Source organism: Enterococcus sp. 4G2_DIV0659 (assembly GCF_002140715.2).
GTDB lineage: Bacteria > Bacillota > Bacilli > Lactobacillales > Enterococcaceae > Enterococcus_L > Enterococcus_L mansonii.
This window is the reverse complement of sequence record NZ_NGLE02000001.1, coordinates 3,234,134-3,249,323: the sequence shown is the minus strand read 5'-3', so window position 1 is coordinate 3,249,323 and position 15,190 is coordinate 3,234,134. Positions and strand designations below refer to the sequence as shown.

Sequence of the window (15,190 nt, the reverse complement as noted above, 5' to 3'; positions counted from 1 at the left end):
TTTTATTCACTATCCTCTGTTTGAGATATTTCTTTTTCCGTTTCTTGTAATAAGACTAACATACTTTCTTTAGAGAAAGCAACGCCAATGTGTTCATTTGCTTGATGGGCAAAACGAGAATGGTACAATGAGTCAGAAAACCAAGACAAAACGGTGAAAGAAGCATCGTAAACAGGTTCTGTATACATCCCTGTTGCTTTTTTTGTATCTACTTGCCCAATTTTAAGGAGTTTTTGGTATTCATTATTGGACAAAGTAAAAATTGATGAAGCGGTCATTTGTTCTTTACTAAATTGCCAGATTTCAGCCCGTTCTGGTGTAAGAATATTCTTTTGATTCTTACCAAGTGATTCAAAAAGCTTTTGAGCATTTTTTTGGCTTTCGGTGTTCACATGATAAGTTGGCAATCCTTCTTTAACTCTCAACAAGTTAATCATTCGGATCATTTGATTACTCTTAACAGGATCAAATCCTGTTAATTGATTCATGACAGGAAGCGGTAAAGCCTCTCCTTCTGTTAGCTGATACGGCATCAATGTCAATAGTGCTTCTTTATTTAAATAGACCACAGCAGATAATTTACCATTTCCTTGGTTAAAAAACAAAATAGCAAATGTTTTATTATCAAACGCAACCAACGGACGATAGTTCATATCCTCTTCCATTAACTCAACGTTATACTTGTTATCTTTATATGTAAAAGCAAAATCTGAGTAGATCGTCATTAACTCTGAAACGTCTGATAAATTCATACCGATCGAAAAAGGGGCAATATTATCAGAATCATTGAAGGCTTTTATGGACAAAATTTTATTTTCTTGTATATTTAATTCTAAATAACCAGCATCTTTCTCACCATAAATCCATAGCTCATAATCCATTCCAGTTTTTTGCTTTTCAATTGGTTCCCCAAAATCTATGACAAAATCGTCTGTTTTCTTTCCTATGTATGTAGCATAACCATTTGTTTTCATTTCTTCATAAGGTAAAGCAGTATGAGAAGAGATGTTTGACTTGCTCTCCTCAACTGCCAATTGATTTTTTTCAGCGGGAAAAAAGACAGGCTGCAAGTAGCCGATCGTCAGTACTATAAGGAAAATTCCTAAGAAAGCTAAAAATCGTTTCATCTTTTCCCCCACTTTTCGTTTATTTTTCTTGTACTTCTATTAAAAGATCTCCAGAGCTGATAGCTTCACCTTCAACAACATAAATATGATCTACAACACCATCATAACGAGCTTCAATCGTTGTTTCCATCTTCATCGCTTCCGTTACCATAAGGGCATCACCTTTTTTCACTTGATCTCCCTTATTCACTAAAACTTGGAGAACAGAACCTGACATAGTTGCTCCGATTTGTTCTTTGTTGGTTGGTTCTGCTTTACGTTTCGCTTGTACAGCTGATTTAATAGATGAATCTTTAATCACCACTTCACGACGTTGCCCATTTAAGTTAAAGAATAATACTCTATTTCCTTCAATATCTGGATCACCGATTTCGTCTAATCGAATGATCAATGTTTTACCTTTTTCAATTTGAACTTCTACAGATTCACCTTGACGAATACCTTGGAAAAATGTCGGCGTATCTAATAACGTAACATCACCAAAATTTTGGTATGAAGTACGGTAACTTAAAAATACTTCAGGATACATTAAATAACTTAAGATTTCTTCTAACTTTGGTTCATAGCCAATTTTTTCAGCAAGTTCTGCTTTTACTTTGTCGAATTTTACTGGTGCCGCTAAACTTCCAGGTCTTTCAGTAAATGCAGGACGTCCTTTCAAAATAATTCTTTGTAAGTCTTTAGGGAACCCACCTACAGGTTGACCAAGATCACCTTGGAAGAAAGTAACAACAGATTCAGGGAAACTTAATTCTTCTCCGTTGGCATAGATCTCTTCTTCCGTCAAATTATTTTGAACCATAAATAATGCCATGTCTCCAACAACTTTAGAAGATGGTGTTACTTTAACAATGTCACCAAACATTATATTAACTATATGATACATTTTTTTGATATCGTCCCATTTATGACCTAACCCAACTGCTTTTGCTTGTTGTTGTAAGTTTGAATACTGACCCCCAGGCATTTCATGCATATAAACTTCTGTTTGCGGTGCATTCAGACCATTTTCAAATGGTTGATAATACATACGCACATCTTCCCAATAATGGTTAAGTTTTTGGGTATTATCAATATTTATATCAGGTGTACGATCCCCATTAACTAATGCATAGTATAAACTGCTCATACTTGGTTGACTTGTTGCCCCACTCATAGCACTTGTTGCTACATCAACAATATCCACGCCAGCTTTAGTCGCTGCTGAGTATGTGATAATACCATTTCCACTTGTATCATGCGTATGCAAATGTATTGGCAAATCGGTTGTATCTTTTAGTTCACTTATTAAGCGATAAGCTGCTTGAGGTTTTAGTAAGCCGGCCATATCTTTGATTGCAATGATGTGAGCACCCATTTTCTCAAGTTCTTTAGCCATATTTTTATAATAATCAACATTATATTTCGCTCTTGATGGATCATTGATATCTCCAGTATAACAAATAGCTGCTTCTGCAATTTTTCCTGTATCTCTGACGACTTGAATACTTTTTTCCATTTGCGGTAACCAGTTTAAACTGTCAAAAATACGGAAAACGTCTATTCCTTGTCTTGCCGATTCTTTGATAAATTCTTCAATAACATTATCTGAATAATTTTGATATCCAACAGCATTTGATCCTCTAAATAACATTTGTAGCAATGTGTTTGGCATCAACTTACGGATTTTACGTAGTCTTTCCCATGGATCTTCATTTAAGAAACGATAAGCAACGTCAAAAGTTGCTCCCCCCCACATTTCACTAGAAAATAGTTCTGGTAACCCTTCGCCTGTTAATCGGGCAATTTCTTTAAAATCTTGTGTTCTTACTCGTGTGGCTAATAAACTTTGGTGGGCATCACGGAAGGTTGTGTCAGTAAGTAAAACATTTTCCTGTTTCTTAATCCAATCAATCACGCCTTGTGCGCCATTTTTTTCTAAAATATTCTTCGCTGTTACATAATCCTCACGTAATTCTAAATCTTGAGGAACACGTGGCGCATCATAATATTTTTTCGTTGTTTTTTCAATCCCAGGAAAACCATTAACCGTTACTTCCCCGATGTATTTCATCGTTTTGTTCCCTCGGTCTCTTAACTTAGGAAATTCAAATAATTGAGGTGTATTGTCAATAAATGTTGTTTTAGCTTCACCTGATTGAAACTCAGGATGGCCAATTACTTTGTGTAAAAATGGAATATTCGTCTTCACACCACGAATTCTAAATTCTCTTAAACAACGTTCCATTTTTTGAATCGCTTTTTCAAACGTGAAACCATGGGTACAAACTTTTACTAATAACGAATCAAAATAAGGCGTAACAACTGCACCTGAATAGGCATTACCAACATCAAGTCTCACTCCAAAACCGCCTGGAGAGCGATACGTATCTATTTTCCCTGTATCAGGCATAAAACCATTCAAAGGATCTTCTGTCGTAATACGACATTGAATTGCAGCACCATTCAATTTGATTTCTTCTTGTTGAGGAATCTTCATGTCTTTATGCAAATCAAGACCTTGAGCAATTTGTAACTGAGATACAACAATATCAATATCTGTAATCATCTCAGTGATTGTATGTTCTACTTGTACACGAGGATTTACTTCAATAAAGTAAAAATGATCACCTTCTACAAGAAACTCAACTGTTCCGGCATTAACGTAGTTAACATGTTTCATCAACTGAACGGCAGCGTCACAAATTTCTTTACGCTGTGTTTCATTCATTGACACACATGGGGCTACTTCTACTACTTTTTGATGACGACGCTGAACAGAACAGTCACGTTCAAATAAATGAATCACATTTCCATGAGCATCACCTAGAATTTGAACTTCTATATGTTTAGGATTCGAGATATATTTTTCAACATATACTTCATCTGAACCAAAAGCTGCTTTCGCTTCACTTTTTGCTCGCTCATATCCTTCTCTAGCCTCTTTTTCATCGTGCGCTACACGCATCCCACGACCGCCGCCGCCAAGCGCTGCTTTAATCATAATTGGGAAACCATGTGTCTGCCCAAACTCTAATACGCCTTCAACAGTATCAACTGGACCATCTGAGCCTGGAATTGAAGCAATCCCTGCTGCAACAGCTGCTTCTTTTGCCTTGATTTTATCTCCAAAAATATCTAGATGATGTAATGAAGGTCCTACAAAAATAAGCCCTTCTTCTTTACAGCGACGAGCAAATTCTAGGTTCTCAGAAAGAAATCCGTAACCAGGGTGAATTGCGTCTGCTCCAGATTTTTTAGCGATTCGGATGATATCTTCCATATCCAAATAAGCTTCAATCGGTTTTTTCCCTTTACCAACTAAATAAGCTTCATCTGCTTTAAAGCGATGAACTGAATATTCGTCCTCTGCTGCATAGATTGCTACAGTCCCGATGTGCATCTCTGTACAGGCTCTAAAAATTCGAATTGCAATTTCTCCACGATTTGCTACTAAAACTTTTTTCATTTTTTCACTCCTACCTGTTTATTGAGGTGAAAACAAAAAAGAAGATCTCTAAGAAATACAAAAGGGTCAAAAACTCCCCTTCTTCTTACAAGAATTTCTTACGTTTCACCATGTATTTTCCTTCATTTATTAATTACCAAGTATTTGGTATTCTTGGTCCATTTTTTGTTTTTTCTCATCCGCGCTAATATTTAATACGAAGGCCACAGCAATAGAGATAATCAAAACACTATTTCCTCCATGGCTGAGAAATGGGAAGGTAATACCCGTTAAAGGAATTATCCCTGTAATACCGCCTAAGTTGATAAAAACTTGTAATAACAGCATTGAACCGATACCAATACACATCAATGAATTGAACGGTTTTTTCGATCTTACACCGACTAAAATAATACGAGTAATCATAAACATTAAAATGGCTAAGATGATCAACGAAACAACTAAGCCTAATTCTTCAATTGTGATAGCAAAAATAAAATCTGAATGCGCTTCTGGCAAAAAACCTTTTTTCTGAATGCTATTGCCTAAGCCTTTACCAAACCAACCACCATTATTAATAGCATAATACGAATTCGCTAATTGGTGTCCATAATTCCGTTCATCCTTAAAAGGATTTAGATAAATGGCAAAACGTTGATACACGTATTGATATCTTGCAGGAATGAAACTCCCTTTACTTAAGATTAATGCTTGAATAACGGCAATACTACCTAGAATCCCAGCGCCACCAACAAGGTATGTATACATGTAATTTACCCCACTGGCAAGTAACATGATAATCACCAAAAGTGTCAAAATAGCTGCATTTCCTAAATCGGGTTGAATTGCAACCAGAAAAATTAAAAATCCAACTAAAAGCATTGGTCGAAATACCGCTTTTTTAAACTCTTTATCAATGTACTTCTGTCTTCTTCCTAAAATATAAGCAAGATACCAAATCACCATGATTTTTAAATATTCAGCTGGCTGCATGGAAAATGAACCAATCTTTATCCAACCAGAAGCACCATTTATATTTTTTCCTAATGGTGTAAATTTAACTGCTAAAAGCAGAAATGAAATCACTGAAATCGCAAACATGATGAATCCTTTGTTCTGAAAAACAGCTGTTTTCATTTTGTAAATAAAAAACATTCCTACTAAACTCAAAATCCAAAATTGTAACTGAGAGATAACCATTCCTGTTGGCGGCTCTCCTTTTGATACTAATAAAGAAGAAGTTGAGCTGTAAACCATAATCAAACCAATCGCACTGAGAAGTAAATAGGGGATCAAAATACTATAATCCAACAGATGTCTCTTTTTTATCTTTTTCGGCAAAGTTTAAACCTCCTTGCCAATCTCTTTTTTTTCTAAGGTTTCTTCATAAACGTCGCTATATAATTGATTGAGTTCTTTTTCTAAATCGCTCAATAATTGGTGCCCTTGCTTTGTACTTAAAATCCCCAAACGGATAGCATATGTCACTTGACGAGAGAAGCCATACATTTGTGTATCTACGACCTCTTCAAATGCTTTACATTGGGAAATACAGAGACTATTTTTTTGATTGCGAATCAGCATCAGGATTCTTTGTGCATCTTCGTTTAACAGTTGAACAGCAAAATCTTTTGAAATGGATTCCATCTGTACTCAACCTCCCATCTTAATTATGTAATTATAGCATAATTTGCTCTATTTTTAACAGAAATTTTCTGAAAACACGCTATTAAAAAAATTAATTTTTCGTAATGATGGATAAATAAAAGTAGCAAATTTTAGTTTTCCCAACTAATTTGAACAAGCACACGACATTTTATTATCAATACTTACATTTTTTAATTGAGTCCATAGACAATAGCATAATAAATAACGTAAAACCAACTTAAACAACCATGAAAAACAGCCCACAATATACTATGCCAATTCACATAAGAAATAACCATAGCTAGAGCACATCCGAAAGAAATCCCAGCTTTTGCTCCATCTTTCATCTACGTTCCTCCTCACTCGTTTTCCATCGAAAACAGACTACTAACTATTTGGAATTTGATAGTCAGACTATTACTATAGTAACAGAATCTATTTTAAGATGCTATCAAAGTACTAGCTAGAACATTGAATGTTTAGGCAAAATTAGATATTAAAATCAAAGAAAACGAAATAATAGTGCTCAGCTTATTTCCGAAGCCTTGAACGCCTAGCACTTTGGCACTAAGATTGTACAGGAAGCACAGCCTAGTAGCTGGTTTTTTCTAGCCGTTTATTTGGATTTAAAGAGCGAGACAAACAAAACTGATTTTTCGTTTGTCCCGCTCTTTTCTGAATTTAAGTACCCTTTAAGTAAAAAGACTGTTTGGTTATTTTTCAATGATTGATATTTTTGTCTTTTATTCTTTATCCATCGTCTGTTCAAACTTGTCAATCGCTTCTAAAAATTGTTGTCCGTATTTGTCTAGTTTGTTCTGACCCACACCTTTTACTTGCAGCAAGTGTATGGAACTTTTAGGCAATTTTTCACACATTTCCTTTAATGTACTATCAGAAAAAATCAAGTACGGAGGTACTCCCGCTTCTTGAGCCAAATCCATACGTAATGCTCTCAAATGTTCAAAAAGACCATCATTTACAACAACTTTACGCACACGTTGGTCTTCTTTTCGAAATACTGATTGTTTCCCTAAGAGAACTTGAACACCTGTTTGAGAAACTGAAAGCAACGGATATTGTCCGTCTGAAGGATGTAAGTATCGTTCTGCAGTGAGATAATCAATCAATTGGTTGACTTCTTTTTGGGTCCGATCTTTTAATAAGCCATACGTGGGTAAACGGTCGAAATGCCATTGGTCAATTTTTTGATCCTTTGACCCAGTCAACACTTTTCCTACTAAGCCTTTACCGAATTTTTCTCCCATTCGTTTTACACAAGATAGCACTTTTTGAACATCTACTGTAATATCCACTAATTCCCGTTCATCTAAGCAATTTGAACAGCGCCCGCAATCTGAACCTTTTTCACCAAAGTATCTTAAAATAAACTTTTGCAGACACATCTGTGCATTCGCATACTGAGACATTTCTCTTAACTTCATATACTCTTTTTGTTTATAGTCAATGATCATCTCTGATTGATCAATAAAGAATTGTTGGATTTGTAAATCCTGAGGCGCATATAGTAAAATAGCATCACTTGGCAAACCATCTCTGCCTGCTCGACCTGCTTCTTGATAATAAGATTCAATGTTCCCAGGGATTTGAGCGTGAATCACAAAACGAACATTACTTTTATTAATCCCCATTCCAAATGCATTCGTAGCAACCATTACTTGCAATTGATCGAATAAAAATTGTTCTTGATTGTCATTACGACTCTTTTCACTCATCCCTCCATGATACATGCCCACTGATATTTTTTTACTTTTTAGTAAATGATAAATTCGTTCAACTTCTTTTCTGGTACTTGCATAAACAATGCCAGATTGATCTTTATTCAATTTTAAATATTCTAATAGAAATACATCTCGATTTTGATCTTTGATCACTTGAAATGCCAAGTTTTCACGAGCAAACCCTGTTTGAACTTGATTGCTTGTCGGAATATGTAATTGTTGAATAATGTCCTCTGCTACTTGAGGTGTTGCCGTTGCTGTCAGTGCAATTACAGCAGGTTGCTGCTGGAATTGTTCGATAATCTCAGCTAATCGTAAATAACTTGGTCGAAAATCGTGCCCCCACTGTGAAATACAATGCGCCTCATCTACTGCTAATAAATCAATTGGCACATGTAACAACAGCTGTTGAAAATCAAATGATTCTAAGCGTTCAGGTGCTACATATAAAAGTTTTACTTCACGATTAACAGCCATTTGCACGCGCTTATTCATTTCTTGTTGTGAAATTGTACTATTAATAAATGTTGCAGGAATTCCCATCATATTCAACGCATCAACTTGATCTTTCATTAACGAAATCAACGGAGAAATAACCAAGGTCAAATTTTCCAATATCAGTGCTGGCAATTGATAACAGATCGATTTTCCCCCGCCAGTCGGCATAATTCCCAAAACGTTCTCTTTGTTTAACACATGATTGATAATCTCTTCTTGCCCATGGCGAAATTCATCGTATCCAAATTTTTCTTTTAATAAATTCTTTATGTCAATCATGAAGTCCGCTCCATTCTTTGTGTCTGGTTGCTATTTTAGCATGCACTATAAGCCAATTCAAGAGGGGGCAAGGTTTAGCGTGAAACAATTCACTTCGTGTGAAACTTTTTCTTTTTCCCATTCAGAACCAAAATCCTTTTAAATTAAGCCTTCTAATAATAAACTACGCATTTTTATCCATAATTCATCAGTAGTTATCCACAAAAAGAGTGAAACAAAACTAAAAATCAGTTTTGTTTCACTCTCTCAAGTCGAATAAACGATGAGAAAAAAGTAACTTCTTCGAAAATCAGCACTTTTTCTCAACCTCTCTTCAACCATTTTCATCAACAAAATAAAATCGCTTGAACGTTTAAATGGTTTGTTTATTCAGCTACTTTTTTCTTTTTACTTGCTTTTTCACGTTCGTTTTTGTTAAGAATTTGTTTTCTTAAACGAATGCTTTCTGGTGTTACTTCACAATATTCATCTTCATTCAAGAATTCTAATGATTCTTCTAATGTAAGGATTTTTGCTTTTTTGATTACAGATGTTTGGTCTTTATTAGCAGAACGAACGTTAGTCATTTGTTTTGCTCTTGTAATGTTTACAGTCAAGTCATTATCACGGTTGTTTTCACCGATAATCATTCCTTCGTAAACATCTGTTGTAGGCTCTACAAAGACGGTGCCACGTTCTTCAATACTCATAATACTGTAAGTAGTTGCTTTACCAGTATCGATTGAAACCAACGCGCCTTGATGACGTCCGCCAATTGTTCCTTGAATCATTGGTAAATATTGGTCGAATGTGTGGTGCATGATTCCGTATCCACGAGTCATTGATAAAAACTCAGTCGTATAACCAATCAAACCACGAGCTGGTGCTAAGAAAATCAAGCGAATTTGACCATTTCCAGTATGAATCATATCTTGCATTTCACCTTTACGTTGGCTTAATGACTCAATTACACTACCCATATACTCTTCTGGCGTGTCAATTTGAACACGTTCAAACGGTTCGCATTTTACACCTTCAATTTCACGTTCAATAACTTCTGGACGTGATACTTGCAACTCATATCCTTCACGACGCATATTCTCAATTAAGATAGATAAATGAAGTTCTCCACGACCGGATACTGTCCAACAATCTGGCCCAATTGGTTCTACAAGTAATGATACGTCTGTTTGTAATTCTGCCATTAAACGTTCTTCAATTTTACGAGCTGTCACGAATTTACCTTCACGACCAGCAAATGGAGAGTTATTCACTAAAAATGTCATTTGTAATGTTGGTTCATCAATATGCAAGATTGGCAAAGCTTCTTGGTGTGCTACGTCAGCAACTGTCTCACCAACAAAGATGTCTTCCATACCAGAAACGGCAATTAAATCACCAGCTTTTGCTTCATTGATTTCAACACGTTGCAACCCAAAGAAACCAAAGATTTTTGTAACACGGAAATTTTTCACGCTGCCATCTAATTTCATTAAAGCAACTTGATCGCCAACTTTCATTGTTCCGCGGAAAACACGACCAATACCAATACGTCCTACGTAATCATTGTAGTCTAACAATGATACTTGGAATTGTAAGGGTTCGTCTGAATTATCAATTGGTGCTGGCACGTGTTTAATAATTTGATCAAAGATTGGTGCCATTGTTGGTTCTTGATCTTCTGGATTATCCGAATCACTTGACGTACCATTTAAAGCTGATGCATAAACAACAGGGAAATCCAATTGATCATCATCTGCACCTAATTCGATGAATAATTCTAAGACCTCATCAACCACGTGCTCAGGACGTGCTGATGGTTTGTCAATTTTGTTTACCACAACGATTGGTGTTACTTTTTGTTCCAATGCTTTTTTCAATACAAAACGTGTTTGAGGCATTGTTCCTTCATAGGCATCAACAACTAAAACTACGCCGTCTACCATTTTCATGATACGTTCTACTTCACCACCGAAGTCCGCGTGTCCAGGTGTATCTAAAATATTAATACGAGTGCCGTTGTAATCAACCGCTGTATTTTTGGCCAAGATCGTGATTCCGCGTTCGCTTTCAATAGCGTTTGAATCCATCGCACGTTCTTGTAATTGTGTGTGTCCGTCTAAAGTATCTGATTGTTTTAAAAGTTCATCCACTAATGTTGTTTTCCCATGGTCAACGTGGGCGATAATTGCTACGTTTCTAATATCTTCTCTGTATTTCAATGTAATTGCTCCTTATCCTTTTGCCTTACGTCACTTGTTCATATAAAATCCGACTGTTTATTATAACAAACTTTTTTCATGAAATATAGTCTAAAGCTTGCAAAAATCATGAAAATTTCATATTTTTTTGCTATTTTTTGAAAATCTAACATACTTAAACTGATAAAGCAACTTTTTTATCTATTTTAAAATAAATCTTTCTTGAATCTCTTTATACGCATGAGGAGTTGCTGCTAAAAAATATTCTCTTCCAGAAAATGAAAGCGGACTTCCTTCTATAGTAGAATACTTAAAATTGCATTCATCTAGTAAAACCAAGCCAGCCGCATAATCCCATGGACTCAAATTAGAAACATAACCAATATGATTTCCTTTTAGCATGGCAATCAATTCAATACCTGCACACCCGCTAATCCTAACACCCATGCTTGCGTGTCCGATCTCTTTTGCTGAGTAAATATTTTCACCATACATATAGGCATTCATTCCAATAAGACCCTCGGATAAACGTGCATCTTTAGGGGGATCTACCTTTTCGTCATTGCACATTACACCTAGATGCTTACCACCCCAATACAACTCGTCCTGCATCACATCATAAATAAAGCCTAATTGCCCCTGTCCTTCTTCAAACACAGCAATCATAATACAAAAATTCTCTTGTTCCATGACAAAATTCATTGTCCCATCAATGGGATCAATAATCCAGACACGTCCTGCTAGAGAATCAATCTTGTTAAACCCTTTCTCTTCTGCCAAAATCCGATCATTCGGATAGTGCTCTTTAATTTTCTTGATAAAAAAAGCTTGGGTCTCTTCATCGATATTTGTTACTAAATCTGTTCGTCCAGATTTTTGTGAAATACTTAATTCATTTGTCAAGCTTACCTTTATATAACCTGCTGCTTCTTTTAGCCATTCTTTGATTTCAATGATCATTTTTTCCGTTGTCATTTTAATCAGCTCCCAGTTTTAATCTACCCGACTCTTGCTTTTTCGCTTGTTGAACCGTTCGATACAGTGAGTAACCTGATGCTTTTTGAAATTCATTTCCTAAACGTTTTTCTTCACCGATACTTTTCACTACAGTTTTAAATTGTTTGTATTTAGCCAAAAAAACAGTTGTATCGATACCAGTCTCATTGGCTTCTTCCACCGCTGACCACATGTTTGTAACAATCACCATTTCGTCAGTTGTCCAGTCTAAATCTAAAGGATATTGATAATCTTTCATGCCTTCACCTCATTTACTAGTCTACCACAGCCTAAGAAGATAATTCTATAGCTTAGGTTCTCTATTTTTATTTTTCCAATTCATCCAAATCGGCAAGAATAAATCCCCTTTTTCTACTTCTATTTTTTGTGCAGAATAAATGCCTGCGTTTCCCGAACACATATAACTAATCAAACAAATCATAAATAAATATAAAGCCGCTTCACTACCAAATAACTCAATTCCCATAATAAAACAAGCAATCGGGGTATTCGTTGCTCCTGAAAAAACACCAATAAAACCTAAACCAGCTAAAAATGGAATCGAAAGATGGAGAAGCACTGCTAAACTACTCCCTAACGTCGCGCCTATTTCAAATAAAGGAGTGACTTCTCCTCCTTGAAACCCTGCGCCTAAAGACAACACTGTAAAAAAGAGCTTACCAAGAAAATCAAACCAAAAAGCCTCTCCACTAAAAGCATCTTTTAATAATGGTAAACTTAAGCCTAAATAACGCTGTGTTTGCAAAATAAAAACAGCGGCCACCACAATCACTCCACCTACAAAATTACGCAAAACAACATTGTCAATCCACTGTGCGTAAATCTTTTTTAAATAGACAATTGAGCGACTAAATAACCAACCTGCAAGCCCAAAACAAATACCAGCAATGATAAGTTTAACAAATAAAATCAAAGACCAGCTTGGAATCCCCCCCATATTATAATGTGTATGGGTCACACCAAAAGATTCGGTCACCATATTTGCAAAAAATGCAGCAAAAAAACTCGGAAAAAGAGCATCCGATCTCAATCGACCAATCACCAACACCTCTAAACCAAAAATAGTTCCGGCTAAAGGTGTTCCAAATACAGAACTAAAACCAGCACTTATTCCACTAATAATCACGATTTCTCTTTCTAGCTTACTCAACCGAAACAGTCTACCTACTGCATCTGCCACGGTTCCTCCCATCTGTACAGCTGTTCCTTCTCGTCCAACAGAACCGCCAAATAGATGGGTTGTAATTGTGCCAAATAAAGTCAACGGAATCATCCTTAACGGAATATGTTCTTGCTCTCCATTGGCTTGGTCTATGACAAGGTTATTTCCTTTTATAGCATTTTTACCGAATGTTTGATATAAGAATGCAAAAATAGCTCCACTTATCGGTAGTAAAAATAATAGCCAAGGATTATCTAAACGTATTTGCGTTACGCTATCTAAACTTTTCAAAAAAATGCTGACAAGCTTCCCATTAATACGCCAATCACTGATGCGATTATTAGCCATTTAATCATATATAGGCCTATTTTGATTGGTTTAAATCGCTCACTTTTCATTCTCTCAACTCCTCTTAAAATCAATCAATGATTCTATCATACCACTTCTTAAATCTATGATGATCAATTATAACAATTTTTATGAAAAGAAACGAGAAAGAACTGACTCACACGATAATTTTTTTCTTCTTTTCCTCTCCCTCTAATCTTTCTAATAAAGCACTTGCAAATCATCAAAATTGTGCTACTATGAATAGGAAATTTTTATACTATTATTTAACATTTACTGGTCGATTCTTGTTTTTTTATGAAAGGATGTTTTCCTTGAAAGATTTAACACATGGCAATCCTGCAAAGCTTATTTTTCTTTTCACCATCCCTTTATTGATTGGCAATATCTTTCAACAATTTTATAATATGGCTGATATGATTATTGTAGGACAAACATTAGGAAAAGATGCATTAGCAGCTGTTGGTTCTACTGGAAGTATTACTTTTTTAATTATTGGATTTGCGCAAGGTTTAACGGCTGGGCTTTCAATTTTAACCTCCCAACGTTTTGGTGCGCAAGATTATCGAGGCGTGAAAAAAAGTTTTGCAACAGGAATTATCATCAGCGGTATTGTAACCGTCTTTTTAACTATCCTTAGTTTGCTTTTTGTTCATCCAATGCTGGAACTAATGCAAACGCCAAAAGAAATTATTGACGATGCACAAGTATTTATATCGATTATTTTCCTAGGGATTTTTGCTGCAATGGCGTTTAATTTACTTTCCAACGTGATTCGAGCTTTAGGAGATAGTCGAACACCTCTTCTTTTTCTAATCATTGCAAGCATCATCAATGTTGTTTTAGATCTAATTTTGATCATCAATTTCCATATGGGCGTGGCTGGTGCTGGTATTGCAACCGTAACCGCTCAAGTTATTTCAAGTATTTTATGTGTCATTTATATTCGATGGAAAATTCCTAATCTTCAGTTGCGTAAAAAAGATTTTTCTATCGATCGACACGAATTTAAATCACATTTAAACATTTCATTACCGATGGCCTTCCAATCGTCTATTATCGCTATCGGGGCAATTATTTTGCAAGCAGCATTGAATAGTCTCGGCACAGATGTTGTTGCGGCACAAGCAGCCTCTGGAAAAATTGAACAATTTGCAACACAGCCAATGATGTCTTTTGGCATTGCCATGGCAACCTTTACCGCTCAAAACTATGGGGCAAAAAAATACAAACGTATCTTACAAGGTGTTAATCAGTGTTTGATTATGAGTATTGGGTTTAGTTTATTAGCTGGTGGAATTGTTGTGTTATTTGGACAAAATTTAGTCACTCTTTTTGTTAGTGCAAAAGAAACACAAGTACTAAACCTCTCTCAAATTTATTTTAATGTCAATGGCAGTATGTACTGGCTATTAGCAATTTTATTTATTATACGGTACACACTTCAAGGTCTTGGTCAAAGTGCGATTCCTACATTAGCTGGCTTAATGGAGCTAGTAATGCGTTCGTTTGCCGCAGTTACATTGACTGCCTCACTTGGTTTTCTCGGAGCTGCTTTAGCCTCTCCACTTGCTTGGGCAGGTTCAGTTATCGTTTTACTTGCTTCTTATTTCAAAGCGGTTAAGCGACTGAAACAGTTAGAAACTACCACTTCCTAAATAATAAAAAAGGGAACTGAGAAATAACTCTAAAAAGTTATCTCTCAGTTCCCTAAAAATTTATGGGAGTAAAAGCGACTCCTAGTTATTTCTTAGAGTTACTTT

General features: G+C 35.7%; 10 protein-coding genes and 1 pseudogene. 1 reads left to right on the top strand and 10 read right to left on the bottom strand.

The genetic code is table 11. From position 1 onward, the window contains the following. Positions 1–2: 2 nt before the first annotated feature. From A5880_RS15250 to A5880_RS15205, 10 genes and pseudogenes are all read right to left on the bottom strand, one after another. Positions 3–1,127: a CAP-associated domain-containing protein gene (locus A5880_RS15250; RefSeq protein ID WP_086329917.1), complete on the bottom strand. Its 1,125-nt coding sequence runs from the start codon at positions 1,125–1,127 to the stop codon at positions 3–5. Positions 1,128–1,146: 19 nt separating this feature from the next. Further along, on the bottom strand, positions 1,147–4,575 hold the full coding sequence (locus A5880_RS15245; RefSeq protein ID WP_086329916.1) for a pyruvate carboxylase: 3,429 nt from the start codon (positions 4,573–4,575) through the stop codon (positions 1,147–1,149). A 129-nt stretch (positions 4,576–4,704) separates the two neighbouring features. Continuing rightward, positions 4,705–5,895: an FtsW/RodA/SpoVE family cell cycle protein gene (locus A5880_RS15240; protein WP_086329915.1), complete on the bottom strand. Its 1,191-nt coding sequence runs from the start codon at positions 5,893–5,895 to the stop codon at positions 4,705–4,707. A gap of 3 nt (positions 5,896–5,898) precedes the next feature. Next, complete coding sequence (locus A5880_RS15235; protein ID WP_086329914.1) at positions 5,899–6,201, bottom strand: Fpa/YlaN family protein; 303 nt, start codon at positions 6,199–6,201, stop codon at positions 5,899–5,901. A gap of 191 nt (positions 6,202–6,392) precedes the next feature. Further along, the gene (locus A5880_RS15230) at positions 6,393–6,548 is read right to left on the bottom strand and encodes a hypothetical protein (protein ID WP_179190366.1); all 156 of its coding nucleotides are present in this window, start codon (positions 6,546–6,548) and stop codon (positions 6,393–6,395) included. Between the two features lie 396 nt (positions 6,549–6,944). Beyond that, on the bottom strand, positions 6,945–8,720 hold the full coding sequence (recQ, locus tag A5880_RS15225; RefSeq protein WP_086329913.1) for a DNA helicase RecQ: 1,776 nt from the start codon (positions 8,718–8,720) through the stop codon (positions 6,945–6,947). A 365-nt stretch (positions 8,721–9,085) separates the two neighbouring features. Next, the gene (gene typA, locus A5880_RS15220) at positions 9,086–10,921 is read right to left on the bottom strand and encodes a translational GTPase TypA (RefSeq protein ID WP_086329912.1); all 1,836 of its coding nucleotides are present in this window, start codon (positions 10,919–10,921) and stop codon (positions 9,086–9,088) included. A gap of 180 nt (positions 10,922–11,101) precedes the next feature. Beyond that, positions 11,102–11,875, bottom strand: coding sequence for an inositol monophosphatase family protein (locus tag A5880_RS15215; RefSeq protein WP_086329911.1), 774 nt, complete (start codon positions 11,873–11,875; stop codon positions 11,102–11,104). A 1-nt stretch (position 11,876) separates the two neighbouring features. Then, a complete protein-coding gene (locus A5880_RS15210) occupies positions 11,877–12,155 on the bottom strand; it encodes a UPF0223 family protein (protein WP_086329910.1) in 279 nt (92 codons plus the stop codon). 45 nt (positions 12,156–12,200) lie between these two features. Continuing rightward, a pseudogene (locus tag A5880_RS15205) lies at positions 12,201–13,477 on the bottom strand (voltage-gated chloride channel family protein). Positions 13,478–13,741: 264 nt separating this feature from the next. Between A5880_RS15205 and A5880_RS15200 the strand changes: the two are divergent. After that, positions 13,742–15,085, top strand: coding sequence for an MATE family efflux transporter (locus A5880_RS15200; protein WP_086329908.1), 1,344 nt, complete (start codon positions 13,742–13,744; stop codon positions 15,083–15,085). The last annotated feature ends 105 nt before the right edge of the window (positions 15,086–15,190 follow it).

Excerpts from the sequence above, each read along its gene's own strand:
- A5880_RS15250 (WP_086329917.1), bottom strand. The coding sequence starts at position 1,127 with ATGAAACGATTTTTAGCTTTCTTAGGAATTTTCCTTATAGTACTGACG.
- A5880_RS15245 (WP_086329916.1), bottom strand. The coding sequence starts at position 4,575 with ATGAAAAAAGTTTTAGTAGCAAATCGTGGAGAAATTGCAATTCGAATT.
- A5880_RS15235 (WP_086329914.1), bottom strand. The coding sequence starts at position 6,201 with ATGGAATCCATTTCAAAAGATTTTGCTGTTCAACTGTTAAACGAAGAT.
- A5880_RS15230 (WP_179190366.1), bottom strand. The coding sequence starts at position 6,548 with ATGAAAGATGGAGCAAAAGCTGGGATTTCTTTCGGATGTGCTCTAGCT.
- recQ (WP_086329913.1), bottom strand. The coding sequence starts at position 8,720 with ATGATTGACATAAAGAATTTATTAAAAGAAAAATTTGGATACGATGAA.
- A5880_RS15215 (WP_086329911.1), bottom strand. The coding sequence starts at position 11,875 with ATGACAACGGAAAAAATGATCATTGAAATCAAAGAATGGCTAAAAGAA.
- A5880_RS15210 (WP_086329910.1), bottom strand. The coding sequence starts at position 12,155 with ATGAAAGATTATCAATATCCTTTAGATTTAGACTGGACAACTGACGAA.